This window comes from Burkholderia stagnalis (assembly GCF_039848545.1).
Taxonomy (GTDB): Bacteria; Pseudomonadota; Gammaproteobacteria; order Burkholderiales; family Burkholderiaceae; genus Burkholderia; species Burkholderia stagnalis.
On the sequence record NZ_CP156685.1, the window covers coordinates 3,614,587 to 3,637,182 of the forward strand.

The 22,596-nt window shown below is 67.2% G+C and carries 22 protein-coding genes and 1 tRNA gene; 10 read left to right on the forward strand and 13 right to left on the reverse strand.

Annotation, left to right across the window (positions count from 1 at the left end; translation table 11 throughout):
* Positions 1-56: 56 nt before the first annotated feature.
* The 3 genes from cgtA to rplU form a co-directional block, all read right to left on the reverse strand.
* Positions 57-1,151, reverse strand: coding sequence for an Obg family GTPase CgtA (cgtA, locus tag ABFO07_RS16795; RefSeq protein ID WP_059564577.1), 1,095 nt, complete (start codon positions 1,149-1,151; stop codon positions 57-59).
* A gap of 154 nt (positions 1,152-1,305) precedes the next feature.
* Complete coding sequence (rpmA, locus tag ABFO07_RS16800; protein WP_006400419.1) at positions 1,306-1,569, reverse strand: 50S ribosomal protein L27; 264 nt, start codon at positions 1,567-1,569, stop codon at positions 1,306-1,308.
* A 24-nt stretch (positions 1,570-1,593) separates the two neighbouring features.
* Positions 1,594-1,905, reverse strand: a complete 312-nt coding sequence (gene rplU / locus ABFO07_RS16805; RefSeq protein ID WP_006025184.1) for a 50S ribosomal protein L21 — start codon at positions 1,903-1,905, stop codon at positions 1,594-1,596.
* Between the two features lie 209 nt (positions 1,906-2,114).
* Between rplU and ABFO07_RS16810 the strand changes: the two genes are divergently transcribed.
* The 9 genes from ABFO07_RS16810 to ABFO07_RS16850 all read left to right on the forward strand — a co-directional run bounded on the left by ABFO07_RS16810 (position 2,115) and on the right by ABFO07_RS16850 (position 10,067).
* Positions 2,115-3,110 (forward strand): polyprenyl synthetase family protein, encoded by a 996-nt coding sequence (locus ABFO07_RS16810; RefSeq protein WP_059564616.1) that lies wholly within the window; start codon positions 2,115-2,117, stop codon positions 3,108-3,110.
* Positions 3,111-3,328: 218 nt separating this feature from the next.
* Positions 3,329-3,405 (forward strand) — tRNA-Pro (locus ABFO07_RS16815).
* 138 nt (positions 3,406-3,543) lie between these two features.
* A complete protein-coding gene (locus ABFO07_RS16820; protein WP_059564578.1) occupies positions 3,544-4,836 on the forward strand; it encodes an HlyC/CorC family transporter in 1,293 nt (430 codons plus the stop codon).
* 83 nt (positions 4,837-4,919) lie between these two features.
* A complete protein-coding gene (locus ABFO07_RS16825) occupies positions 4,920-6,179 on the forward strand; it encodes a GspE/PulE family protein (protein WP_059996489.1) in 1,260 nt (419 codons plus the stop codon).
* Entirely contained in the window at positions 6,176-7,387 is a 1,212-nt protein-coding gene (locus ABFO07_RS16830; protein WP_347467978.1) for a type II secretion system F family protein, read from the forward strand. The genes ABFO07_RS16825 and ABFO07_RS16830 overlap by 4 nt, the downstream gene beginning before the upstream one ends.
* A 44-nt stretch (positions 7,388-7,431) precedes the next feature.
* On the forward strand, positions 7,432-8,340 hold the full coding sequence (locus ABFO07_RS16835) for a prepilin peptidase (RefSeq protein ID WP_059564581.1): 909 nt from the start codon (positions 7,432-7,434) through the stop codon (positions 8,338-8,340).
* Position 8,341: 1 nt separating this feature from the next.
* Positions 8,342-8,950 carry a dephospho-CoA kinase gene (gene coaE, locus ABFO07_RS16840; RefSeq protein ID WP_059564582.1) on the forward strand — a complete coding sequence of 203 codons (609 nt, stop codon included), beginning with the start codon at positions 8,342-8,344 and terminating at the stop codon, positions 8,948-8,950.
* Between the two features lie 132 nt (positions 8,951-9,082).
* Positions 9,083-9,838, forward strand: a complete 756-nt coding sequence (zapD, locus tag ABFO07_RS16845) for a cell division protein ZapD (RefSeq protein WP_059878699.1) — start codon at positions 9,083-9,085, stop codon at positions 9,836-9,838.
* Positions 9,839-9,866: 28 nt separating this feature from the next.
* Positions 9,867-10,067 carry a DNA gyrase inhibitor YacG gene (locus tag ABFO07_RS16850; RefSeq protein WP_124490831.1) on the forward strand — a complete coding sequence of 67 codons (201 nt, stop codon included), beginning with the start codon at positions 9,867-9,869 and terminating at the stop codon, positions 10,065-10,067.
* 48 nt (positions 10,068-10,115) lie between these two features.
* On the opposite strand, the gene ABFO07_RS16855 is transcribed toward ABFO07_RS16850, so the two are convergent.
* The 4 genes from ABFO07_RS16855 to secA all read right to left on the reverse strand — a co-directional run bounded on the left by ABFO07_RS16855 (position 10,116) and on the right by secA (position 15,632).
* Positions 10,116-10,559, reverse strand: coding sequence for an NUDIX domain-containing protein (locus ABFO07_RS16855; RefSeq protein ID WP_059564584.1), 444 nt, complete (start codon positions 10,557-10,559; stop codon positions 10,116-10,118).
* Positions 10,556-11,425: an ATP-binding protein gene (locus ABFO07_RS16860; protein ID WP_059564585.1), complete on the reverse strand. Its 870-nt coding sequence runs from the start codon at positions 11,423-11,425 to the stop codon at positions 10,556-10,558. The genes ABFO07_RS16855 and ABFO07_RS16860 overlap by 4 nt, the downstream gene beginning before the upstream one ends.
* Positions 11,426-11,445: 20 nt before the next feature.
* On the reverse strand, positions 11,446-12,687 hold the full coding sequence (gene argJ, locus ABFO07_RS16865) for a bifunctional glutamate N-acetyltransferase/amino-acid acetyltransferase ArgJ (protein WP_059878694.1): 1,242 nt from the start codon (positions 12,685-12,687) through the stop codon (positions 11,446-11,448).
* A 143-nt stretch (positions 12,688-12,830) separates the two neighbouring features.
* Positions 12,831-15,632: a preprotein translocase subunit SecA gene (gene secA / locus ABFO07_RS16870; protein ID WP_059809182.1), complete on the reverse strand. Its 2,802-nt coding sequence runs from the start codon at positions 15,630-15,632 to the stop codon at positions 12,831-12,833.
* Between the two features lie 261 nt (positions 15,633-15,893).
* On the opposite strand from secA, the gene ABFO07_RS16875 reads away from it, so the two are divergent.
* Positions 15,894-16,373, forward strand: coding sequence for a DUF721 domain-containing protein (locus ABFO07_RS16875; RefSeq protein ID WP_059564588.1), 480 nt, complete (start codon positions 15,894-15,896; stop codon positions 16,371-16,373).
* Between the two features lie 85 nt (positions 16,374-16,458).
* Here ABFO07_RS16875 and lpxC read toward each other — a convergent pair whose 3' ends face one another.
* The 6 genes from lpxC to ABFO07_RS16905 all read right to left on the reverse strand — a co-directional run bounded on the left by lpxC (position 16,459) and on the right by ABFO07_RS16905 (position 22,595).
* Complete coding sequence (lpxC, locus tag ABFO07_RS16880) at positions 16,459-17,376, reverse strand: UDP-3-O-acyl-N-acetylglucosamine deacetylase (RefSeq protein WP_059564589.1); 918 nt, start codon at positions 17,374-17,376, stop codon at positions 16,459-16,461.
* A gap of 241 nt (positions 17,377-17,617) precedes the next feature.
* The gene (locus ABFO07_RS16885) at positions 17,618-18,124 is read right to left on the reverse strand and encodes a peroxiredoxin (protein ID WP_059564590.1); all 507 of its coding nucleotides are present in this window, start codon (positions 18,122-18,124) and stop codon (positions 17,618-17,620) included.
* 185 nt (positions 18,125-18,309) lie between these two features.
* Complete coding sequence (gene ftsZ / locus ABFO07_RS16890; RefSeq protein ID WP_017333468.1) at positions 18,310-19,509, reverse strand: cell division protein FtsZ; 1,200 nt, start codon at positions 19,507-19,509, stop codon at positions 18,310-18,312.
* Positions 19,510-19,621: 112 nt separating this feature from the next.
* The gene (gene ftsA, locus ABFO07_RS16895; RefSeq protein WP_010091242.1) at positions 19,622-20,854 is read right to left on the reverse strand and encodes a cell division protein FtsA; all 1,233 of its coding nucleotides are present in this window, start codon (positions 20,852-20,854) and stop codon (positions 19,622-19,624) included.
* Between the two features lie 26 nt (positions 20,855-20,880).
* The gene (locus tag ABFO07_RS16900) at positions 20,881-21,633 is read right to left on the reverse strand and encodes a cell division protein FtsQ/DivIB (RefSeq protein WP_059564591.1); all 753 of its coding nucleotides are present in this window, start codon (positions 21,631-21,633) and stop codon (positions 20,881-20,883) included.
* A gap of 20 nt (positions 21,634-21,653) precedes the next feature.
* Complete coding sequence (locus ABFO07_RS16905) at positions 21,654-22,595, reverse strand: D-alanine--D-alanine ligase (protein WP_059564592.1); 942 nt, start codon at positions 22,593-22,595, stop codon at positions 21,654-21,656.
* Between the last annotated feature and the right edge of the window lies 1 nt (position 22,596).

Consider the following 22,596-nt stretch of genomic DNA (forward strand, 5'->3'; position numbering starts at 1 on the left):
GTGATGCGCGATTGAATCCGGCGCCGGACGGCCAGCGCCCGGCGCTCACGTACCGCTCAGGCGTCGTCCGACGCCGCCTGCCCGTCGCGGAAACGCACGTCCGCCGCCAGGTCTTCCGCCTCGGCCGCGCGGTGTGCATCGGAATGCTCCGCGAGGTAGTCGTAGATCGCATAGCACAGCGACTCGCAGCCCTGGCCGGTCAGCGCCGAGATCTCGAACACCGGGCCATCCCAGCCGAAGCGCTCGAGGAAATCCGCGACGCGCGCCTCGCGCTCGTCCTCCGGCACCATGTCGAGCTTGTTGAGCACGAGCCAGCGCGGCTTCTCGTACAGCGACTCGTCGTACTTGCGCAGCTCGCCGACGATCGCCGTCGCCTCCGCGACTGGATCGACGTTCTCGTCGAACGGCGCGAGATCCACCAGATGCAGCAGCACGCCGGTGCGCTGCAGGTGGCGCAGGAACTGATGCCCGAGGCCCGCGCCTTCGGCCGCGCCCTCGATCAGCCCGGGAATGTCGGCGATCACGAAGCTCTTGCTCGGCCCGACACGCACGACGCCGAGATTCGGCGCCAGCGTCGTGAACGGGTAATCGGCGATCTTCGGCTTCGCGTTCGACACCGACGAAATGAACGTCGACTTGCCTGCGTTCGGCATGCCGAGCAGGCCGACGTCGGCCAGCACCTTCAGCTCGAGCCGCAGCATCCGCCGCTCGCCGGGCTTGCCGTCGGTCTTCTGGCGCGGCGCGCGGTTCGTGCTCGACTTGAAATGGAGGTTGCCGAGGCCGCCCGCGCCACCCTGCGCGAGCATCACCTTCTGGTCGTGCTCGGTCAGGTCGGCGATCAGCTCGCCGGTGTCCATGTCGTTGATGACCGTGCCGACCGGCATGCGCAGCGTGATGTCGTCGCCGCCCTTGCCGTAGCAGTCCGAGCCGCGGCCGTTCTCGCCGTTGCGCGCCAGGTGCTTCTTCGCGTACCGGTAGTCGATCAGCGTGTTGATGTTGCGGTCGGCGATCGCGTAGACGCTGCCGCCCCGGCCGCCGTCGCCGCCGTCCGGCCCGCCGAACGGAACGAATTTTTCGCGGCGCATCGACGCGCTGCCATCGCCTCCGTCTCCGGCGATGACTTCGATTCGCGCTTCGTCAATGAACTTCATTCGTTACTCCGCCCAGTATTTCCGCTATTGTGCCGCGCTCCGCCATGCTTGAACAATCGGCCGTCCGGCCAATCGCGCCTGCACGGCGACAAAATAAAAAAGGCCCCGCGACAACTGCGGGGCCTTTCGGCTACGAAGCCCGTGGATGCCTGAATTAGGCAGCCGCCGGAACGACGATGACCGTATGCTTCTTGTCCGCGCCCTTGGTCGCGAACTTCACGTGGCCGTCGACCAGCGCGAACAGGGTGTGATCCTTGCCCATGCCGACGTTCTCGCCAGCGTGCATGCGGGTGCCGCGCTGACGCACGATGATGCCGCCGGCGTTGATCGCCTGGCCGCCGTACACTTTCACGCCGAGACGTTTCGACTCGGAGTCGCGGCCGTTCCGGGAAGAGCCGCCTGCCTTTTTGTGTGCCATCTGATTGCTCCTTTACCGAGGCGCTTACGCGTTGATCGCGTCGATGCGCAGCTCAGTGTAGTTCTGGCGGTGGCCGCCGTGCTTTTGGTAGTGCTTCCGGCGACGCATCTTGAAGATGGTGACCTTGGCATGACGACCGTGCGACACAACGGTGGCCTTGACGGAAGCCCCACTGACCAGCGGCGTACCGAACTTAATCGATTCGCCTTCGCCCACTGCGAGAACCTGGTCGAGCGTGATTTCAGCGTCAATGTCAGCCGGTATCTGTTCTACTTTGAGTTTTTCGCCAACGGCAACCTTGTACTGCTTGCCGCCGGTTTTTATGACCGCGTACATTGAGAACCTCACTCTGGATCCAATTTTTCCGCACACCACGCGCGGAAAAGGCGTGATTATACAGAGAGTTAGCATCGCTGTCAAAACCAATCGGCGATTGCCGCGCGGGCCCTCGGCCGGATGGCCAAAATCGCGCCCGCGGCGCGCGTCGCGGACCGGCGTGGCGCGGATTCGACTTATAATCCGCGGCATCACCCAATTCCATGATCATGTCGTCGTCCACCGCCTCCCCTTCCCTCAGCGCCGCCCACCTGCTCGCCCCGATCACCAGCGATATGGAGCAGGTGAATCGCGTCATCCGGCAAAGTCTCGCGTCCGACGTGCTGCTGATCAACCAGATCGCCGAGTACATCATCGGCGCGGGCGGCAAGCGGCTGCGTCCGGCGTTGCTGCTGCTCGTCGCGGGCGCGCTCGGCGAAACGTCGCACCAGCGGCACGTGCTCGCCGCCGTCGTCGAATTCATCCACACGGCCACGCTGCTGCATGACGACGTCGTCGACGAATCCGAGCTGCGGCGCGGCCGCCAGACGGCCAACGCGCTGTTCGGCAACGCGGCGAGCGTGCTGGTAGGCGACTACCTCTATTCGCGCTCGTTCGAGATGATGGTCGGCGTCGGCAAGATGCGCGTGATGGAGATCCTGTCGGAGGCGACGACGATCATCTCCGAAGGCGAAGTGCTGCAGCTGCTCAACATGCACGATGCGGACGTCGACGAGGCCCGCTACATGCAGGTGATCCGCTACAAGACAGCCAAGCTGTTCGAGGCGTCGGCCCGGCTGGGCGCGGTGCTCGCAGGCGCCGACGCGCCGACCGAGGCTGCCGCGGCCGAGTACGGCCGCCGGATCGGCACCGCGTTCCAGATCATGGACGACTGGCTCGACTATGCCGGCACCGCCGAGGCGATGGGCAAGAACGCCGGCGACGACCTGCGCGAAGGCAAGCCGACGCTGCCGCTCATCTATCTGATCGAACGCGGCACGCCCGAACAGGCCGCGCTCGCGCGCGAGGCGATCGAGCAAGGCGGCACCGACCGCTTCGACACGATCTTCGACGCGATCACGCGCTCGGGCGCGCTCGACCACACGCTCGAATGCGCACGCCAGGAAGCGCAGGCCGCGGCGGCCGCGATCGCCGCGTTCCCGAACTCCGTCTACAAGGACAGCCTGCTCGAGCTGTGCTCGTACTCGACGTCGCGACAGTCGTAACTCACTGCATGACCGGCGGGCGCGCGCCGCCCGCCATCTGAAGCACCTTCGGCCCCGCCGCAAGCGGCAAAGCCGATTCGAAATGGACCGCAGCGCACCCGTCTCAAAAAATTTCTTCGCCAAGGTATTCCATTTTCGAAAAAGCGCTGTTATAGTTATGTTCTTGCTCGACGACGCAGCGGTCTTGAAGAAGACCAGCAAGTCGAAAGAGTCCAAATCGGGGTGTAGCTTAGCCTGGTAGAGCGCTACGTTCGGGACGTAGAGGCCGGAGGTTCGAATCCTCTCACCCCGACCAGATTTGTGAAAAACCGTGCACCGAGGTGCACGGTTTTTTTTTGCCTGCGCACTGCGCGGCCCGTGCCGCCGACACGCCCCGGCCACCGGCCTCTGCTATAGTCCCTCCATCCCTGTCCTTCACTGCCCTTTCCGACGCGTGGACCAAATTCCCTTATGGGCGCAAATCGGCGCCGTCTTCCTGCTTCTCCTCTGTTCCAGCTTCTTTTCCATTTCCGAGACTGCGATGATGGCGCTCAACCGCCATCGGCTGAAGCATCTCGCCGGCCAGGGCGCGCTCGGCGCGAAAACCACCCAGGGCCTGCTCACGCGCACCGACCAGCTGCTCAGCGTGATCCTGATCGGCAACAACCTGTTCAACACGATCATCCCGGTCCTCACGACGTCGATCGCCCTGCACACCTTCGGCCGTAACAACCTCGCGCTGTCGATCGCGACCGGCATCGTCGCGTTCCTGATCATCGTGTTCGCCGAAATCGCGCCGAAGATCGCCGGCGCGACGTTCCCGGAGCGCATCGCGCTGCCCGCGAGCCTCGTCATCGCACCGCTGATGCGCGTGCTCAAGCCGATCGTCTGGTTCGTCAACGCGCTCGCGCACGGTGTGCTGCGGGTGCTGCGCATCGACACGGGGAAGGGCCGCGATCAGCGGCTGTCGGCCGACGAGCTGCGCACCATCGTGCTCGAGTCGAGCAGCTTCATGCCGACCAAGCACCGCAGCATCCTGCTCAACCTGTTCGACCTGGAAAACATCACCGTCGACGACGTGATGGTGCCGCGCCGCCAGATCGAATCGCTCAACTTCTACGCGCCGCTCGACGACATCCTGCACCAGCTCGAGACCTGCTATCACAACCGCCTCGTGGTCTATGAGGGCGACATCGACAAGGTGCTCGGCGTGCTGCACGTGCGCAAGACGCTGACGGCGCTGCACAACCAGGATTTCGACCGCGAGACGCTGCGCACACTGCTCGCCGAGCCGTACTACGTGCCGTCAGGCACGCCGGTGTTCCAGCAGCTGCAGTTTTTCCAGGAATCGCGCCAGCGCACCGCATTGATCGTCAACGAATATGGCGAGCTCGAAGGCCTCGTCACGCCCGAGGACATCATCGAGGAGCTGATCGGCGAGTTCACGACGTCGATGCCGCGCAGCGAGCGCAAGGGCGGATGGGACGAGAACGGCGAGTGCATCGTCGCCGCGAGCATGCCGCTGCGCGAACTGAACCGCTGGCTGCACCTGAAGCTGCCGACCGACGGGCCGAAGACGCTCAACGGCCTGATCCTCGAAGTCCTCGAGGAGATCCCCGAAGACGACGTGTGCCTGAAGATCGGCGACGTGATGCTCGAAGTGATGCGCAGCGACGACCAGGCCGTGCGCACCGTCAAGCTCTTCAGGCCGCGCCCGTCGCGCGGCGCCCGCGGGCTCAAGCGTTAGCCGGACGAACGACTGCCGGCGCCGCCGTTGCCGCGCGACCATGCGAAGGTCACGGTAACCAGGCGGCCGACGCGCCGGCATCGATGCTTTTCACCCCCTCTGACGGGACGCCCGCGATCCCCGATCCCGCTCCCGCATCCATTTCCCGCCCGCTCGACGCAACCCAGCTCGACGACGCACCCGCCGTGCGGCTGCTCGCGGACACACTGCACGCCGCATCGCACCGCGAAGCATCCGACATTCATGTCGAGCCGTTCGAGACGGGCTGGCGCATCCGCCTGCGCGTCGACGGCGTGCTGCACGAACACGCGCGGCCGCCCGCGCACCTGCGGGACGCGCTCGTCACGCGCATCAAGGTGCTCGCGCGCATGGACATCGCCGAACGCCGCGTCCCGCAGGACGGCCGGCTGCGCGTCGCGCTCGCCGCCGGCCGGCGCGGCGACTACCGCGTCAGCTCGCTTCCCACGCTGTTCGGCGAAAAGCTCGTGCTGCGCCGGCTCGAAACGCTGCCGCCGGACCTCACGCTCGCGCGCCTGGGCTTCGATGCGCAACAGGCCGATGCGATGGAAGCGGCGATCCGCGCGCCGCACGGCCTCGTGCTCGTCACCGGGCCGACGGGCAGCGGGAAGACGCTGTCGCTGTATTGCGCGCTGCAAATGCTCGATCGCGATGCGCGCAACATCTGCACGGTCGAGGATCCGGCCGAGATCCAGCTCGACGGCATCAATCAGGTCGGCGTCGCCGAGAAGGCCGGGCTGACCTTCGCAACCGCGCTGCGCGCACTGCTGCGGCAGGACCCGGACATCATCATGGTCGGCGAGATCCGCGACGCGGAGACGGCCGACGTCGCGATCAAGGCCGCGCAGACCGGGCACCTCGTGCTGTCGACGCTTCACACGAACGACGCGCCGGCCGCCATCACGCGGCTGCTCGACATCGGCGTGGCGCCATACAACCTCGCGGCGGCGCTGCGTCTCGTCACCGCGCAACGCCTCGTGCGCCGGCTGTGCGCGGCATGCCGCACGATGTCCGACGCGCCGCCGCGCCTGCTGCGGGAAGCCGGCTGCGAGCCGGCGGCGCTGGCGGCCGGGTGGCGGCCGTTCGTCGCACGCGGCTGCGCCGAATGCCATGGCATCGGCTATCGCGGCCGCATCGGCCTGCACCAGACGATGCCGGTTTCGTCCGGCCTCGCGGAGCGGATCGTCGCGCGCGCAAGCGTCGGCGAACTCGCCCGGCAGGCGATGGGCGAAGGCGTGAGCAGCCTGCGCGATGCCGCGCTCGCGCGCGTCGCGGACGGCACGACGAGTCTCGCGGAAGCGCTCGCCGCGACGCCGGACGCATGACCGTGCACACCCCGCCGCGCGAGACCCGCTTTGCGTGGCGCGGCCGCCGTCACGATGGCACGCCTTGCCACGGCACCGTGATCGCGTTCGACGCCGCCGGCGCGCGGGCCACGCTCGCGCGCACCGGCATCACCGTGCTGTCGCTCGCTGCGCGCGGCGCGGCCCGGCCGCCGATCGCCCGCGCCCGGGACGTCACCCGCTTCACGCGCCAGCTCGCCAGCCTGCTGCAGGCCGGCCTGCCGCTCGCGCCGTCGCTGGAGACGCTCGCACGCACCCGCGGGCCCGACGGCATGCCGCGCGTCGCGGCCGGCCTCGCGCGCGAGATCGTCGACGGCCGTCGTTTCGCCGCCGCCCTCGCCCGCTACCCGTCGCAATTCGGTGCGCTGTATCGCCAGCTGATCGAGGTCGGCGAAACGTCCGGCGCGCTCGGCACGGTGCTGACGCGCGTCGCCGATCATCGCGAACGCTCGGACGCGCAGCGGCGCAAGCTGCGCGCCGCGCTCGCGTACCCGGTGTCGGTCATCCTGTTCGCGCTCGCGATCACGATTGCGCTGATGCTGTGGGTCGTGCCGACCTTTCGCCAGATCTTCGACGGGTTCGGCGCGGCGTTGCCGGCACCGACCCGAATCCTGCTCATGCTCGCATCCGCCACGTCCGCGTGGGGTGCGCCGTTGCTGGCGGGCCTCGCGTTGGCAAGCGCGGCTGCGCGCCACGCGATCCGGCGTTCTCCCGCGCTGCGCTTCTCGCTCGCCCGGCACCTGCTGCGCGCGCCGCTCGTCGGCAATGCGCTGAGCCGCTTCGCGGCCGCGCGATGGTGCCGTTCGCTCGCGACGCTGCTCGGGGCCGGCGTGCCGCTCGCGGATGCCTTCGCGACCGTCGAGCGCACCGCCGGCCATCCGGTCTTCGAACAGGCAACCGCGCGCATCGCGGCGCGCGTGCTGCACGGTGCGCGGCTCGCCGACGCGATGCATGCGGCCGGCTGCTTTCCGGACGACGTCGTGCAGCCGATCGCCGTCGCGGAGGAAACCGGCGCGCTCGACACGATGCTCGCCGACATCGCCGCCCTGTGCGAGCGCCAGCTCGACGCGCAGCTCGATGCGCTCGCCGCGCTCGGCGAACCGCTGATCGTGATCGTCCTCGGCGCGCTGGTGGGCAGCCTGGTCGTCGCGATGTATCTGCCCATCCTTCAGCTCGGCAACGTGGTGTAGCATCGCAACCGAATCTGTCGCCTTTAGTCCGATCACCACCCAACATGACGCCCGTGCCCCTGTACGCCGCCCCCGATTCGCCCGCGAGTGCGCTGTCCGCGCTGGCACTGCTGCCGCCCGCCGTGCAGTACGCATTCGCCATCGTGCTCGGGCTGTGCGTCGGCAGCTTCCTCAACGTGGTCGTGCACCGGCTGCCCGTGATGATGAAGCGCGCGTGGCACGCCGAGATCGCCGAAGCAACGGGCGCGAGCGCGGAGCCCGACGACGGGTATCCGACGCATTACGACTTGTGGCGGCCGCGCAGCGCCTGCCCGCATTGCGGCCACGTGCTGCGCGCGTGGGAGAACATCCCGCTCGTCAGCTACCTGCTGCAGCGCGGGCGCTGTCGCAGCTGCGGCCACCCGATCGGTGCGCGCTACCCGCTGATCGAACTGGCGGGCGCGCTGCTCGCCGCCGGCTCGCTCGCGTCGTTCGGGCCCACCGTCGCCGCGCTGGCCGCGTTCGGCCTGTGCGCGGCGCTGCTCGCGATGAGCGCGATCGACATCCAGACCGGCTACCTGCCCGATTCGATGACGCTGCCGCTGCTGTGGGCCGGGCTCGTGCTCAATCTCGGCGGCACGTTCGCGTCGCTGCGCGCGGCAGTGATCGGCGCGATGGCCGGCTACCTGTTCCTGTGGTCGATTTACTGGCTGTTCCGATTGCTGCGCGGCATCGAGGGCATCGGCTTCGGCGACCTCAAGCTGCTTGCCGCGCTCGGCGCGTGGATGGGCTGGGCCGCGCTGCCGCAGGTGGTGCTGTTCGCCGCGGTGACGGGCGCGATCGTCGGGCTCGCGGCAACCTGGCGCGGACGCATGCGCTTCGAGGAGCCGATTCCGTTCGGCCCGTTTCTTGCGGCCGGCGGCGCCGCGACGCTGTTTTTCGGCACCCCTTTCTATTCGGCGCTCGGAGGCTGACATGTTTGCGGTAGGACTCACCGGCGGCATCGGCAGCGGCAAGACGACCGTCGCCGACCTGTTCGCGGCGCGCGGCGCGACGATCGTCGACACCGACCTGATCGCCCACCGCATCACCGCGCCGGGCGGGCTCGCAATGCCCGCGATCGAGCAGGCGTTCGGCCCCGGGTTCGTCGCGGCGGACGGCTCGCTCGACCGCGCGAAGATGCGCGCGCTGATCTTCAGCGACGATGCCGCGCGGCGGCGTCTCGAGGCGATCACGCATCCGCTGATCCGCGCGGAGACCGATCGCGAAGCACGAGAAGCGCAAGGCGCATACCTGATGTACGTGGTGCCGCTGCTCGTCGAATCCGGCAGCTGGAAAGCGCGGGCCGATCGCGTGCTCGTCGTCGATTGCGACGTCGAGACCCAGATCGCGCGCGTGATGCGCCGCAACGGTTTCACGCGCGAGCAGGTCGAGGCGATCGTCGCGCGGCAGGCGACGCGCGATGCCCGCCTTGCCGCCGCCGACGACGTCATCGTCAACGATGCAACGACGCCCGATGCGCTCGCCGCCCAGGTCGATGCGCTGCACCAGCGCTATCTCGCATGCGCAGCCGCGGCAAAATGAGCACCGCGCGGCAGCTTCGCGCATGCACCACGCACGCAATGATGGTGCACGAAATTGGCGCGTTGCTAGGGTAGAGCGTGGGCATTAGAATGTCCTGCATTGTTTCACCCCCTACCCTAGAGGCGAGCGCGCTTGATTCTTTACGAGTATCCGTTCAATGAGCGAATTCGCACGCTGCTGCGCCTCGAAGACCTGTTCGAGCGCTTCGCGTTCTTTTTGGCTCAAGAAGACGCGCGGGAACATCACGTCGCGCTGACGACGCTGTTCGAAATCGCCGAAGTCACGGGCCGTGCGGATCTGAAGTCGGATCTGCTGAAGGAGCTCGAACGCCAGCGCCAGACGCTCGCCCCGTTTCGCGGCAATCCCGGCATCGAACAGAACGCGCTCGAGGCCGTGCTCGGCGAGATCGAGCAGACGCTCGCGAACCTCACGCAGATGCAGGGCAAGACGGGCCAGCACCTCGTCGACAACGAGTGGCTCGCGAGCATCCGCAGCCGCGCGGTGATTCCCGGCGGCACCTGCAAATTCGATCTGCCGTCGTACTACGCATGGCAGCAATGGCCCGCGGAGCAGCGGCGCCAGGACATTGCCAAGTGGATCCTGCCGCTGCTGCCGCTGCGCGATGCGGCGGCGATCGTGCTGCGCCTCGCGCGCGAGTCCGGCCAGGCGTCGAAGGTGATGGCGATGCAGGGCAGCTATCAGCAGATGCTGTCCGGTCGCAGCTATCAACTGATGCAGGTGCGCGTGGCGCCCGAGCTGCGCGTGATTCCCGAGGCAAGCGCGAACAAGTACATGCTGTGGGTGCGGTTCACCATGCAGGACGGCGATGTCCGGCCGCGTGCCGTGGACATCGACGTACCGTTCCACCTGACCCTGTGCAATCTGTAACGGCCATGTGCCGGATCGACGCTTTCGTATGACTACCGTTGTGAAATGCCCGTCCTGCGGCGCCGACGTGCGCTGGACGCCTGAAAATCGCTTCCGTCCCTTCTGCTCCGCGCGCTGCAAGCAGCTCGATCTCGGCGCATGGGCCGCGGAAAAATACCGGATCGGTGGATCGGACGACTCGCCGCTGTCCGAGGAAGACGACAGCACGGACGAGCGCCGCCCGAGCTGAACCGGCGCACGACGCGGTGCGGCCCGCCTCCCGGCGCGCCGCCCGGCCTCAGCGTTGCGCTTCGTCCTTCGCGAGCAGTTCGAGCACCGGCAGCGCCGCGGGCAACAGCGGCGCGACATCGACCGGCAGGTGCTGCCAGACGAATGCCTGCCCTTCCTTGCTGTGCGGCTCGCCGCGCCAACCCGTCACCTTGCAGAAGTAGAGCCGCACATACGCGTGCGGATAATCGTGCTCGAGCGTATGCCAGCGGTGGCATGCGGTGACGACGATGCCGAGCTCCTCGTGCAGTTCGCGCGCGAGCGCGTCCTCGACGCTTTCCCCCGCTTCGAGCTTGCCGCCCGGAAACTCCCAGTAGCCCTCGTACGGCTTACCCTTCAGCCGCTGCGCGAGCAGGTAGCGGCCGTCCGGCTGCACCATGATGCCGACCGCGACCTCGGTCACCTTCCGGCCGTCGGGCGCGCGCACGGCGCCCGGTGCGAGATCCGTGCTCATGCCTGCTCCTTGCGTCCCGACCAATCGCGCGCGAACTGCCACGCGACGCGCCCGGAGCGCGAACCGCGCTCGAGCGCCCACACCAGCGCATCGCCGCGCGCCTGCTCGATTTCCGCGTCGCCGCAACCGAAATGGCGCAGCCAGTGCGCGACGATGCCGAGGTAATCGTCCTGCTTGAACGGATAGAAGCTGACCCACAGGCCGAAGCGCTCGGACAGCGAGATCTTTTCCTCGACGACCTCGCCCGGATGGATCTCGCCGTCGGGCAGGTGCTTGTACGTCTCGTTGTCGCTCATGTACTCGGGCAGCAGATGGCGCCGGTTCGACGTCGCGTAGATCAGCACGTTGTCCGACTGCGCGGCGATCGAGCCGTCGAGGGCGACCTTCAGCGCCTTGTAGCCCGATTCGCCTTCCTCGAACGACAGGTCGTCGCAGAACACGATGAAGCGCTCGGGACGCTGTGCGATCAGGTCGACGATGTCGCCGAGATCGTGCAGGTCGTCCTTGTCCACCTCGATCAGGCGCAGCCCGTCGTTCGCGTATGCGTTCAGGCACGCCTTGATCAGCGACGACTTGCCGGTGCCGCGCGCGCCCGTCAGCAGCACGTTGTTGGCCGGCTTGCGCTGCACGAATTGCCGCGTGTTCTGCTCGATCAGGCCTTTCTGGCGATCGATGTTGTGCAGGTCGGCGAGCGTGATCGATGACACGGCCGGCACCGGCTGCAGATAACCGCGCCCCTGGCGCTTGCGCCAGCGGAACGCGTGCGCGGCAGTCCAGTCGACCGCCGCCGACGCGGGCGGCAGCATCGCCTCGAGGCGGCCGAGCAGCGTTTCCGCGCGCGCCAGGAACTGTTCGAGCTTGTCCATGATGTCTCGTGCGCCCCCGTTCAGGAGCGGTAGTCCGCGTTGATGCTCACGTAATCGTGCGACAGGTCGCAGGTCCAGATCGTCGCCTGCGCGTCGCCGCGGCCGAGCAGCACGCGGATCGTGATCTCGCTCTGCTTCATCACGCGCTGACCGTCCTCTTCCTGGTAGGCCGGGTTGCGGCCGCCCGCCTTCGCGACCAGCACGTCGTCGAGATACAGGTCGATCTTGCCGACATCGAGATCGGCGACGCCCGCGTAGCCGATCGCCGCGAGAATGCGGCCGAGGTTCGGATCCGATGCGTAGAACGCCGTCTTCACGAGCGGCGAGTGGCCGATCGCGTAGGCGATCTGGCGGCATTCGGCGACGTCCTTGCCGCCCTCGACCTGCACCGTGATGAACTTCGTCGCGCCTTCGCCGTCGCGCACGATCAGTTGCGACAGCACCTGCGCGACCTCGGTGACCGCATCGCGCAGCGCCGCGTAGGCCGGCGAATCGGTCGACGTGATCGCCGGCAGCGTGCTCTTGCCGGATGCGATCAGGATGAACGAGTCGTTCGTCGACGTGTCGCCGTCGATCGTGATGCAGTTGAACGAGCGGTTCGCGACTTCCTTCACGAGCGTGTCGAGCACCGGCTGGGCGACGTTCGCGTCGAACGCGAGGAAGCCGAGCATGGTCGCCATGTTCGGCTTGATCATGCCCGCGCCCTTGCTGATGCCGGTCAGCGTGACCGTGTGGCCGTCGATCGTCACCTGGCGCGAGGTCGCCTTCGGCAGCGTGTCGGTCGTCATGATCGCCTGCGCCGCGTCGTACCAGTTCGCGGCCTTGCGGTTCGCGAGCGCTGCCGGCAGGCCGGCCTTCAGGCGGTCGATCGGCAGCGGCTCGAGGATCACGCCCGTCGAGAACGGCAGCACCTGCGCCGGCTCGATGCCGGCGAGACGCGCGAGCTCCGCGCAGGTTTCGCGCGCGTTCGCGAGGCCCGGCTCGCCGGTGCCCGCGTTCGCGTTGCCGGTGTTGACGACCAGCGCGCGAATGCCCGCGCCGCCCGCGCGCACCTTCGCCAGATGTTCGCGGCACACCGTCACGGGCGCGGCGCAGAAGCGGTTCTCGGTGAACACGCCCGCGACCGTCGCGTCGCCGTCGACGGAAATGACCAGCACGTCCTTGCGGTTCGGCTTGCGGATGTTGGCTTCCGCCCAGCCCAGCGTGACGCCGGCGACGGGATGCAGTTGGGCGGGATCGATCGACGGGAAATTGACAGCCATGAGAAACACCTGCCGGAAGGAAAATGCCGGCGCGTGCCGGCATCGATTGAACGAACCGGCGGCCGCATGCGCGGGCCGCCGCAACTCACATCACCATTCAACGCTGCAAACGACGCGGCGCGCTCATCGCGCGCCGCATTCGATCACGACAGCTTGCCGTGACAGTGCTTGTACTTCTTGCCGCTGCCGCACGGGCACGGATCGTTGCGGCCGACCTTCGGCAGCTCGCCGCCGGGGCCGCTGTGGGTCATCGCGCTGCCGACCATCTCGGCAGTCGCCGCCGCGGCTGCAACCGCCGCGCCGCCGGCCACCGGCGCGCCCGCCTCGGCGAACTCGGCATGCTGATACTCGACGTTCTCGAGCTGGCCGCTGCCGCGTTCCTCGATCTGCTCGGCGGCTTCCTCGAGCTGCTCCGGCGACTGGATCTGCACGTTCATCACGATCCGCGTGACTTCCTGCTTGATCGCCTCGAGCATCGCGGCGAACAGCTCGAACGCCTCGCGCTTGTATTCCTGCTTCGGGTTCTTCTGCGCGTAGCCGCGCAGGTGGATGCCCTGGCGCAGGTGGTCGAGCGCCGCGAGGTGCTCGCGCCACAGGCGGTCGACCGACTGCAGCATCACCGAGCGCTCGAACGCGCTGAACGACTCGCGGCCGACCAGCGCGACCTTCGACTCGTACTGCTCGTCGGCGGCGGTCGTCACGGCCTCGAGAATCTCGTCCGCCGTGATCGACGACGACTCGTTCACCATTTCCTGGATCGCGAGATCGAGCTGCCAGTCGTTGCGCAGCGCTTCCTCGAGCTCGGGGATATCCCACTGCTCTTCGATGCTGCCTGCCGGCACGAACTGGCGGACCACGTCGCCGAGCACGCCGTGGCGCATCGCGCCGATCGTCTCGGTGATGTCGTGCGCCTCGAGCAGCTCGTTGCGCTGCTGGTAGATGACCTTGCGCTGGTCGTTCGACACGTCGTCGTATTCGAGCAGCTGCTTGCGGATGTCGAAGTTGCGCGCCTCGACCTTGCGTTGCGCGGATTCGATCGAACGCGTGACGATGCCCGCCTCGATCGCCTCGCCTTCCGGCATCTTCAGGCGGTCCATGATCGCGCGCACGCGGTCGCCCGCGAAGATGCGCAGCAGCGGATCGTCCAGCGACAGGTAGAAGCGCGACGAGCCCGGATCGCCCTGGCGGCCCGCACGGCCGCGCAGCTGGTTGTCGATCCGGCGCGACTCGTGACGCTCGGTGCCGATGATGTGCAGGCCGCCCGCGGCCTTCACCTGCTCGTGCAGCGTTTCCCACTCGTCGTGCAGCTTCTGGATGCGGCGCGCCTTTTCGTCCGCCGGGATCGACTCGTCGGCCTCGATGAACGCGGCCTGCTTCTCGGCGTTGCCGCCGAGCACGATGTCGGTACCGCGGCCCGCCATGTTGGTCGCGATCGTGACGCGCTGCGGGCGCCCCGCCTCGGCGACGATCGCCGCTTCGCGCGCGTGCTGCTTCGCGTTCAGCACCTCGTGCGGCAGCCCGGCCTGCTTCAGCAGGTGCGACAGCAGCTCGGAGTTCTCGATCGACGTCGTGCCGACCAGCACCGGCTGGCCGCGCTCGTAGCATTCGCGGATGTCGCGGATCACCGCGTCGTAGCGCTCCTTGGCCGTCTTGTAGATCTGATCCTGCTTGTCGATCCGCTTCGGCGGACGGTTGGTCGGGATCACGACCGTCTCGAGACCGTAGATCTCGTTGAATTCGTACGCTTCGGTATCGGCGGTGCCGGTCATGCCCGACAGCTTCGCGTACATCCGGAAGTAGTTCTGGAACGTGATCGACGCGAGCGTCTGGTTCTCGCTCTGGATCTTCACGTGCTCCTTCGCCTCGACCGCCTGGTGCAGGCCGTCGGACCAGCGGCGGCCCGCCATCAGGCGGCCCGTGAACTCGTCGACGATGACCACTTCGCCTTCCTGCACGACGTAGTGCTGATCCTTGTGGAACAGCGTGTGCGCGCGCAGCGCCGCGTACACGTGGTGCATCAGCGTGATGTTCTGCGGCGCGTACAGGCTCTCGCCGTCGCCGATCAGGCCCCACTCGGCAAGCAGGCGCTCGGCCTTCTCGTGGCCCGCTTCCGTCAGGAACACCTGGCGGCCCTTCTCGTCGAGCGTATAGTCGCCCGGCTTCTCGACGCCGGTGCCATCCGCCTTCTCCTCGCCGATCTGGCGCTCGAGCAGCGGCGGCAGCGCGTTCATCCGCACGTAGAGATCGGTGTGGTCCTCGGCCTGGCCGGAGATGATCAGCGGCGTGCGCGCCTCGTCGATCAGGATCGAGTCGACCTCGTCGACCACCGCGAAGTTGAGCGCGCGCTGCACGCGCGCGTCGGTCTCGTAGACCATGTTGTCGCGCAGGTAGTCGAAGCCGAACTCGTTGTTCGTGCCGTACGTGATGTCGGACGCGTACGCCTGCTGCTTCTGCTCGTGCTCCATGCCGGACAGGTTGATGCCGACCGACAGCCCGAGGAAGTTGTAGAGGCGCGCCATCCACTCGGCGTCACGCTGCGCGAGGTAGTCGTTCACCGTCACGACGTGCACGCCGCGGCCCGACAGCGCGTTCAGGTATACGGGCAGCGTCGCGACGAGCGTCTTGCCTTCGCCGGTGCGCATTTCGGCGATCTTGCCGTAATGGAGCACCATGCCGCCGATCAGCTGCACGTCGAAGTGCCGCATCTTGAGCACCCGGCGGCTCGCCTCGCGGCACACCGCGAACGCCTCGGGCAGCAGCTTGTCGAGCGACTCGCCGGCCGCGACCCGCTGGCGGAATTCGTCCGTCTTGCCGCGCAACTGGTCGTCCGTCAGCTTCTCGATCTGCGTTTCGAGCGCATTGATCGCCGCGACGGTCTTTTGATATTGCTTGACGAGCCGCTGGTTGCGGCTGCCAAAAATTTTCTGGAGAAAACCGGTTGTCATCGGATCGGATCCTGCGTCGCAGCACCGGCGCCCGGCGCGCGTCGCGCGCCCCGACGCCCGAGCCTCGGCGGCTTAGCGTATGAGTGAATACAAACATCGAATTTTAGCACGCGAGGAAGCGTGCGCCCGTGTCCGGGCCGGACGGCCGACCCGGCCGCCCCCACCCGGCGCAATGGCGGCCAGGCGGGCCACGCGCCCGCCGACGCGGGTACAATCGTCGGCGTCAGACTACGCGCGCCACCGCACCCGCAGAAAGCCTCGATGAACCGATTTTCCAAGCGTTTCGGCCCGCTCGGCCCGTATCGTCCGCAACCCGTGTCCGAAGTGCTCGGCCGCACCGACGCGTTCGCGGCGCTGCGCGCCGGCGTCGAGCAGATCGCCGCGCTGCAGCGCGACCTCGCCACGCTGCTGCCCGACTATCTCGCCAGCCACGTCGAGCCGGGCTTCATCAAGGATGGCGTCCTGACCCTGTTTGCAGCACACAACGCGCTGGCCGCGCGGCTGCGCCAGGTCGAACCGCGGCTGCTCGGCGAGCTCCAGCAGCGCGGCTGGCCGGTGACGTCGCTGCGCGTGCGCATACGGCCGAAGGACGCGCCGCCGCCGCCGCACGTGAAGCAGGCACGGATGACGTCCGTCGGCGCCGAGGCGCTGCGCGAGCTGGCCGACCACCTCGAGCCGTCGCCGCTGCAGGCGGCGCTCGCGCGAATGGCCGCCCGCCACGGCGCGAAGACACCGCGCTGACCGCCCGCTCCGCAACGCACACGCGCCAGAATGCAAAAAAGCGGCCCGCAGGCCGCTTTTTCTTATATCAGCGCTTACAGCGCGCTCAGGCGAATGCCGTCTGCGTATCGAACGCGAAGCCGCTCGGGGCGGTCGACGGATCGTCGAACGTGACGATTTCGTACGCATCCTCATGCGCGAGCAGTTCTCGCAGCAGCGCGTTGTTCAGCCCGTGCCCCGACTTGTAAGCGGTGTACGACGCCAGCAGCGGATGGCCGACCACGTACAGGTCGCCGATCGCATCGAGCATCTTGTGCTTCACGAACTCGTCGTCGTAGCGCAGCCCGTCGTTGTTCAGGATGCGGTACTCGTCGAGCACGATCGCGTTGTCCATGCTGCCGCCGCGCGCCAGGCCCAGCTCGCGCATCATCTCGACCTCGTGCGCAAAACCGAACGTGCGCGCACGCGCGATTTCGCGCACGTACGACGTATTCGCGAAATCGACCTCGAGCTCCTGGCCGGTCTTGTCGACCGCCGGATGGCGGAAGTCGATCGTGAACTTCAGCTTGAAGCCGAAATAGGGGTCGAGGCGCGCAAACTTGTCGCCATCGCGGATTTCCACCGGCTTCGTGACCTTGATGAACCGCTTCGGCGCATTCTGCTCTTCGATGCCGGCCGACTGGATCAGGAACACGAACGACGCTGCGCTGCCGTCCATGATCGGGATTTCCTCGGCGGTCACGTCAACGTACAGGTTGTCGATGCCGAGACCCGCACACGCGGACATCAGGTGCTCGACGGTCGACACGCGCGCGCCATCCTTCTGCAGGACCGACGCGAGCCGCGTGTCGCCGATCGACATCGCCGATGCCGGGATGTCGACGGGGGTCGGCAGGTCGACGCGCGAAAACACGATACCCGTGCCCGGCGCTGCGGGACGGAGCGTCAGTTCAACCTTGCGGCCCGAGTGGAGACCGATACCCACGGTCTTCACGATCGATTTGATGGTGCGCTGCTTCAACATGGTGTTCTTCGTCTTGATTGAAGATATCAATCAGGCGTTATATTCGATAGGCGAGATTATAGCGTAAATCCCTATTCGCCGCAGTTTGAAACTGCGTATCAATCTGTATCGGCCGTTTACCCCAGCCGATACGGGACGGGCCGATGCCCGGAACGGAGGCGTTTCCGGTCATCAGCCCGTGTTACAAACTGCCCTGCGGCCGATACGCCATGTTGCCCGCAGGCAACGGCGCACCGCGCAATCAGGGCGTCAACATTGCCAGCACACTCGCCGCATCGCTCACTTCGAACTTGCCCGGCGCTTCGACGGCCAGCGTCTTGACCACACTGTCGTCGACCACCATCGCGTAGCGCAGGGAGCGAATCCCCATGCCGCGCGCGGACAAATCCTGCGTCAGCCCCAGCGCATGAGTGAAAGCCGCGCTGCCGTCCGCCATCATGCGCACCTTGCCCGCGGTGTGCAGATCACGTCCCCAAGCGCCCATCACGAATGCGTCGTTGACGGACACGCACCAGATCTCGTCGATGCCGGCCGCGCGCAATGCGTCGGCGTGCTCGACATAGCCCGGCACGTGTTGCGCCGAACAGGTCGGCGTGAAAGCGCCGGGCAATCCGAAGATCACCACCCGCTTGCCCGCCGTCTGCTCGCGCACGCTGCGGGCATTCGGCCCCAGCGTACAGCCGTCGCGCGCGTCGTCGATGAACTCAAACAGTTGCGCGTCGGGCAGCGCGTCGCCCACTTGAATCATGGCTGGTCCCTCATAGCGATACGGTCAGTCGCGTGACACGGACAGCACGGCCCATCCCGCCTCGCCGAAGCGAAGAGGGCACGTTTCCCGGCCCGGCGTCGCATCCGACGCGGCCTGTCACGGTCCGTAGCATCCGTCACGCCGGCTCCACCGCGGCGACCCCGCCGCGGCTTCGCCCGTGTGCCTCAGTCAGCCTGCTTGCGCAGGAAAGCCGGGATGTCGTACGTGTCGACACCCTTCTCCTGCAGCGCTTGCACGTGCGACGCCGCGGTTTCGCGCGAGTTGCGCCACACGGCCGGCGTGTCCAGCGCGCCGTAGTCGGCCGTGCTGACGTGATGCGCCGGTGCGTAGCTGTTGTGCGACACCGCGTTGATCGGCTGGTTGTCCGTGCCGGTGCGCAGCAGCGTCATCGGCGCCGACTGCTGCTTCTTCGCCGCACGGCCGAGGCCCGTCGCGACCACCGTCACGCGCAGCGCGTCGCCCATCGCGTCGTCGTACACCGCACCGAAGATCACCGTCGCGTCTTCCGCCGCGTAGCTCTTGATCGTGTTCATCACTTCGCGCGTTTCCGACAGGCGCAGCGAACGGCTCGACGTGATGTTGACCAGCACGCCGCGCGCGCCCGACAGGTCGACGCCTTCGAGCAGCGGGCTCGCCACGGCCTGTTCCGCCGCGAGGCGCGCGCGATCGACGCCGGCGACCGTCGCCGTGCCCATCATCGCCTTGCCCTGCTCGCCCATCACCGTCTTCACGTCTTCGAAGTCGACGTTGACCAGACCGTCGACGTTGATGATTTCCGCGATGCCTGCCACCGCGTTGTTCAACACGTCGTCCGCGCACTGGAAGCACTTGTCCATCTCGGCGTCGTCGCCCATCACGTCGAACAGCTTGTCGTTCAGCACGACGATCAGCGAGTCGACGTGATCCTCCAGTTGCTGCGAGCCGGCTTCGGCAACACGCATCCGCTTGCCGCCTTCGAATTCGAACGGCTTGCTGACGACGCCGACCGTCAGAATGCCCATCTCCTTCGCGATCTGCGCGACGACCGGGGCTGCGCCCGTGCCGGTGCCGCCGCCCATGCCGGCGGTGATGAACACCATGTGCGCGCCGCGCAGCGCGTCGGCGATGCGCTCACGCGCTTCCTCGGCCGCCGCACGGCCCATTTCCGGCTTCGCGCCGGCGCCGAGGCCGGTGTTGCCGAGCTGGATCACCGATGGCGCGCGCGAACGCGACAGCGCCTGCGCGTCCGTGTTCATCACGATGAAGTCGACGCCTTGCACGCCGCGGTTGATCATGTGCTGCACGGCATTGCCGCCAGCGCCGCCAACACCCACCACCTTGATGATGGTGCCGTTGGTTTCGGTTTCCAGCATTTGGAATTCCATTGTTGCCTCCGTCAAGAAAATTACCGCTACTCGGCCGTTATTCGGCAGGAGATCGGGCAACCCCCTGTCGCGCGCCAGCCGCCGGCACCGGCGCGAATTTCGATTCGGTTCGTCAGAAGTTGCTCAGGAACCATTCCTTCATCCGCGAGAAGATCTGCCCCGCGTTGCCGGACTGCACGGCGACCTTGCGGCCGCGCATGCGCTGAGCACTGCCTTCCACGAGCAGCCCCATCGCCGTCGAATAGCGCGGATTGCGCACGACGTCGGCCAGGCCGCCCGCGTATTCCGGCGCGCCGATGCGCACCGGTTTCAGGAAAATGTCTTCGCCGAGCTCGACCATGCCCGGCATCATCGCCGCGCCGCCGGTAATGACCACGCCGGAGCTCAGGAGTTCTTCGTAACCCGACTCGCGCACGACCTGCTGCACCAGCGAGAACAGCTCCTCGACGCGCGGCTCGATCACCGCGGCAAGCGCCTGGCGCGACAGCGTGCGCGGGCCGCGTTCGCCGAGGCCCGGCACTTCGACCATCTCGTCCGGATCGGCGAGCGCCTGCTTCGCGATCCCGTAGCTGACCTTGATGTCTTCCGCGTCCGGCGTCGGCGTGCGCAGCGCCATCGCGATGTCGCTCGTGATCTGGTCGCCGGCGATCGGGATCACCGCGGTGTGGCGGATCGCGCCTTCCGCGAAGATCGCGATGTCGGTCGTGCCGCCGCCGACGTCGACCAGCACCACGCCGAGATCCTTCTCGTCCTCGGTCAGCACCGCGAGCGACGACGCGAGCGGCTGCAGGATCAGGTCGTTCACTTCCAGCCCGCAGCGGCGCACGCACTTGACGATGTTCTGCGCGGCGCTCACCGCGCCCGTCACGATGTGCACCTTCACCTCGAGGCGGATGCCGCTCATGCCGATCGGCTCGCGCACGTCTTCCTGGCCGTCGATGATGAATTCCTGCGTGAGGATGTGCAGCACCTGCTGGTCGGTCGGGATGTTGATCGCCTTCGCAGTCTCGATCACGCGCGCGACGTCGGTCTGCGTGACTTCCTTGTCCTTGATCGCGACCATCCCGCTCGAGTTGAAGCTGCGGATATGGCTGCCGGCGATCCCCGTGAACACGTTGGTGATCTTGCAGTCGGCCATCAGCTCCGCTTCCTCGAGCGCGCGCTGGATCGACTGCACGGTGGCCTCGATGTTCACCACCACGCCTTTTTTCAGACCTTTCGATTCGCTCTGGCCGAGGCCGATCACCTCGTAGTGACCCTCGCCCTTCAGCTCGGCGACGACGGCCACCACCTTCGACGTGCCGATGTCGAGGGAAACCAGCAGATCCTTGTAGTCTTTGCTCATAAAGTGCTCTTGCGTGTGATCTCTCGTTACTTCTTGCGCTTGTCGGTATCGGTCAGGAACCGCATGCCCGCCGCGCGGATCGCGAATCCGTTCGGATAGCGCAGGTCCGCGTACTCGATGTCGTTGCCCCAGCGTTCGGTGACGGCAGGCCATGCGGCAACGAGACGCTGGCTCCGGTCGTGCAGGGTTTCGCTGTTGCGCTCCTTGCCCAGCTCCACCTGCATCCCGTTCGACAGCTTCACCGTCCATGCATAGCGTGCCGACAGCGTCACTTCCTCCGGCGCCGCCTTCAGCGGCGCGAACCACTTCGAGAAGTCGCGATACCGCGCGACGACTTCCTTCGCGCTGCCTTCCGGCCCGTCGAACGCGGGCAGTTCCGCGTCGAGCTCGCCCTGGTTCGCGGTGAACAGCTCGCCGTCGACGCTCACCAGCTGGTTGCTGCCCCACGTCCCGAGCGGTTTGTACTCCTCGAGCGTGACAGCCAGCGCATTCGGCCACACCCGGCGCACGCTCGCGTGGCGCACCCACGGCATCTGCTCGAACGCGACCCGCGCCGTATCGAGATCGACGGTGAAGAAATTGCCCTTCAGCCGGCCGACCACGCCCGCGCGCACGGTCGGCGCGTTGATGTGGTCGGTGTCGCCGTCGATCTGGATCGCGCGCAGCGCGAACGTCGGACGCTGGATCAGCCAGTAGCAGCCGGCCGCCGCCAACACGAGCAGCAGCAGCGCGTACAGCGCGCTGGCGGCAAGGTTTAGTTGGCGAACGTTGTTCCACATGACGTCGTTCCGTTCCTGCTTCAGTCGTTGAGCGTGAGCGACAGCACTTTCACCACCAGCTCCGAATAGCTGATGCCGATCGCGCGCGCCGCCTTCGGCGGCAGCGAGTGATCGGTCATGCCGGGCGCCGTGTTCACTTCCAGGAAGTACGCGTTGCCGTCGGCGTCGAGCATGAAATCCGCGCGGCCCCAGTCGGTGCAGCCCAGCACGTCGAACGCGCGGCGCGCGAGGCGCTTCAGTTCCGCTTCCTGGCCGGCGGGCAGGCCGCACGGGATCAGGTACTGTGTATCGTCGGCGACGTACTTCGCGTGGTAGTCGTAGAACTCGCCGGCCGGCACGATCTTGATCAGCGGCAGGTCGAGATCCGCGGCGATGCACGCGGTGTATTCGCCGCCGCCCTCGATGCTCTTCTCGACGATCACGATCTTGTCGTGCGCCGCCGCTTCCGCGAGCGCGGCCGGCAGCGCGTCGGCCGTCTTCACCTTCAGCACCGCGACGCTCGACCCCTCGCTCGCCGGCTTCACGAACAGCGGCAGGCCGAGCTTCGCGACGATCTGCGCCGCGCTCGCCGCGTAATCGTCGCCGCGCAGCACCGTCTCGAACGGCGGCGTCGGCACGCCCGTCTGCTGCCACACGAGCTTCGTGCGGAACTTGTCGAGGCCGAGCGCCGAGCCCAGCACGCCGCTGCCCGTGTAGCGGATTCCGTAGAAATCGAGCGCGCCCTGGATCTGGCCGTTCTCGCCGTAGCCGCCGTGCAGCGCGTTGAACGCGCGCTCGAAGCCCTCTTCCTTCAGCGCCGACAGCGGCCGCTCGGCCGGGTCGAACGGATGCGCGTCGACGCCTGCATCGCGCAGGCCCTGCAGCACGAGCCGGCCCGACGTGAGCGACACCTCACGCTCCGCGGACTCGCCGCCGAACAACACCGCCACCTTGCCGAAACGTTTCGGATCGATCCCGCTCATG

Coding starts and splice junctions, on each gene's coding strand:
- cgtA (WP_059564577.1), bottom strand. CDS start 1,151: ATGAAGTTCATTGACGAAGCGCGAATCGAAGTCATCGCCGGAGACGGA.
- rpmA (WP_006400419.1), bottom strand. CDS start 1,569: ATGGCACACAAAAAGGCAGGCGGCTCTTCCCGGAACGGCCGCGACTCC.
- rplU (WP_006025184.1), bottom strand. CDS start 1,905: ATGTACGCGGTCATAAAAACCGGCGGCAAGCAGTACAAGGTTGCCGTT.
- ABFO07_RS16810 (WP_059564616.1), top strand. CDS start 2,115: ATGTCGTCGTCCACCGCCTCCCCTTCCCTCAGCGCCGCCCACCTGCTC.
- ABFO07_RS16825 (WP_059996489.1), top strand. CDS start 4,920: ATGCTTTTCACCCCCTCTGACGGGACGCCCGCGATCCCCGATCCCGCT.
- ABFO07_RS16830 (WP_347467978.1), top strand. CDS start 6,176: ATGACCGTGCACACCCCGCCGCGCGAGACCCGCTTTGCGTGGCGCGGC.
- ABFO07_RS16835 (WP_059564581.1), top strand. CDS start 7,432: ATGACGCCCGTGCCCCTGTACGCCGCCCCCGATTCGCCCGCGAGTGCG.
- coaE (WP_059564582.1), top strand. CDS start 8,342: ATGTTTGCGGTAGGACTCACCGGCGGCATCGGCAGCGGCAAGACGACC.
- ABFO07_RS16850 (WP_124490831.1), top strand. CDS start 9,867: ATGACTACCGTTGTGAAATGCCCGTCCTGCGGCGCCGACGTGCGCTGG.
- ABFO07_RS16855 (WP_059564584.1), bottom strand. CDS start 10,559: ATGAGCACGGATCTCGCACCGGGCGCCGTGCGCGCGCCCGACGGCCGG.
- ABFO07_RS16860 (WP_059564585.1), bottom strand. CDS start 11,425: ATGGACAAGCTCGAACAGTTCCTGGCGCGCGCGGAAACGCTGCTCGGC.
- argJ (WP_059878694.1), bottom strand. CDS start 12,687: ATGGCTGTCAATTTCCCGTCGATCGATCCCGCCCAACTGCATCCCGTC.
- secA (WP_059809182.1), bottom strand. CDS start 15,632: ATGACAACCGGTTTTCTCCAGAAAATTTTTGGCAGCCGCAACCAGCGG.
- ABFO07_RS16875 (WP_059564588.1), top strand. CDS start 15,894: ATGAACCGATTTTCCAAGCGTTTCGGCCCGCTCGGCCCGTATCGTCCG.
- lpxC (WP_059564589.1), bottom strand. CDS start 17,376: ATGTTGAAGCAGCGCACCATCAAATCGATCGTGAAGACCGTGGGTATC.
- ABFO07_RS16885 (WP_059564590.1), bottom strand. CDS start 18,124: ATGATTCAAGTGGGCGACGCGCTGCCCGACGCGCAACTGTTTGAGTTC.
- ftsZ (WP_017333468.1), bottom strand. CDS start 19,509: ATGGAATTCCAAATGCTGGAAACCGAAACCAACGGCACCATCATCAAG.
- ftsA (WP_010091242.1), bottom strand. CDS start 20,854: ATGAGCAAAGACTACAAGGATCTGCTGGTTTCCCTCGACATCGGCACG.
- ABFO07_RS16900 (WP_059564591.1), bottom strand. CDS start 21,633: ATGTGGAACAACGTTCGCCAACTAAACCTTGCCGCCAGCGCGCTGTAC.
- ABFO07_RS16905 (WP_059564592.1), bottom strand. CDS start 22,595: ATGAGCGGGATCGATCCGAAACGTTTCGGCAAGGTGGCGGTGTTGTTC.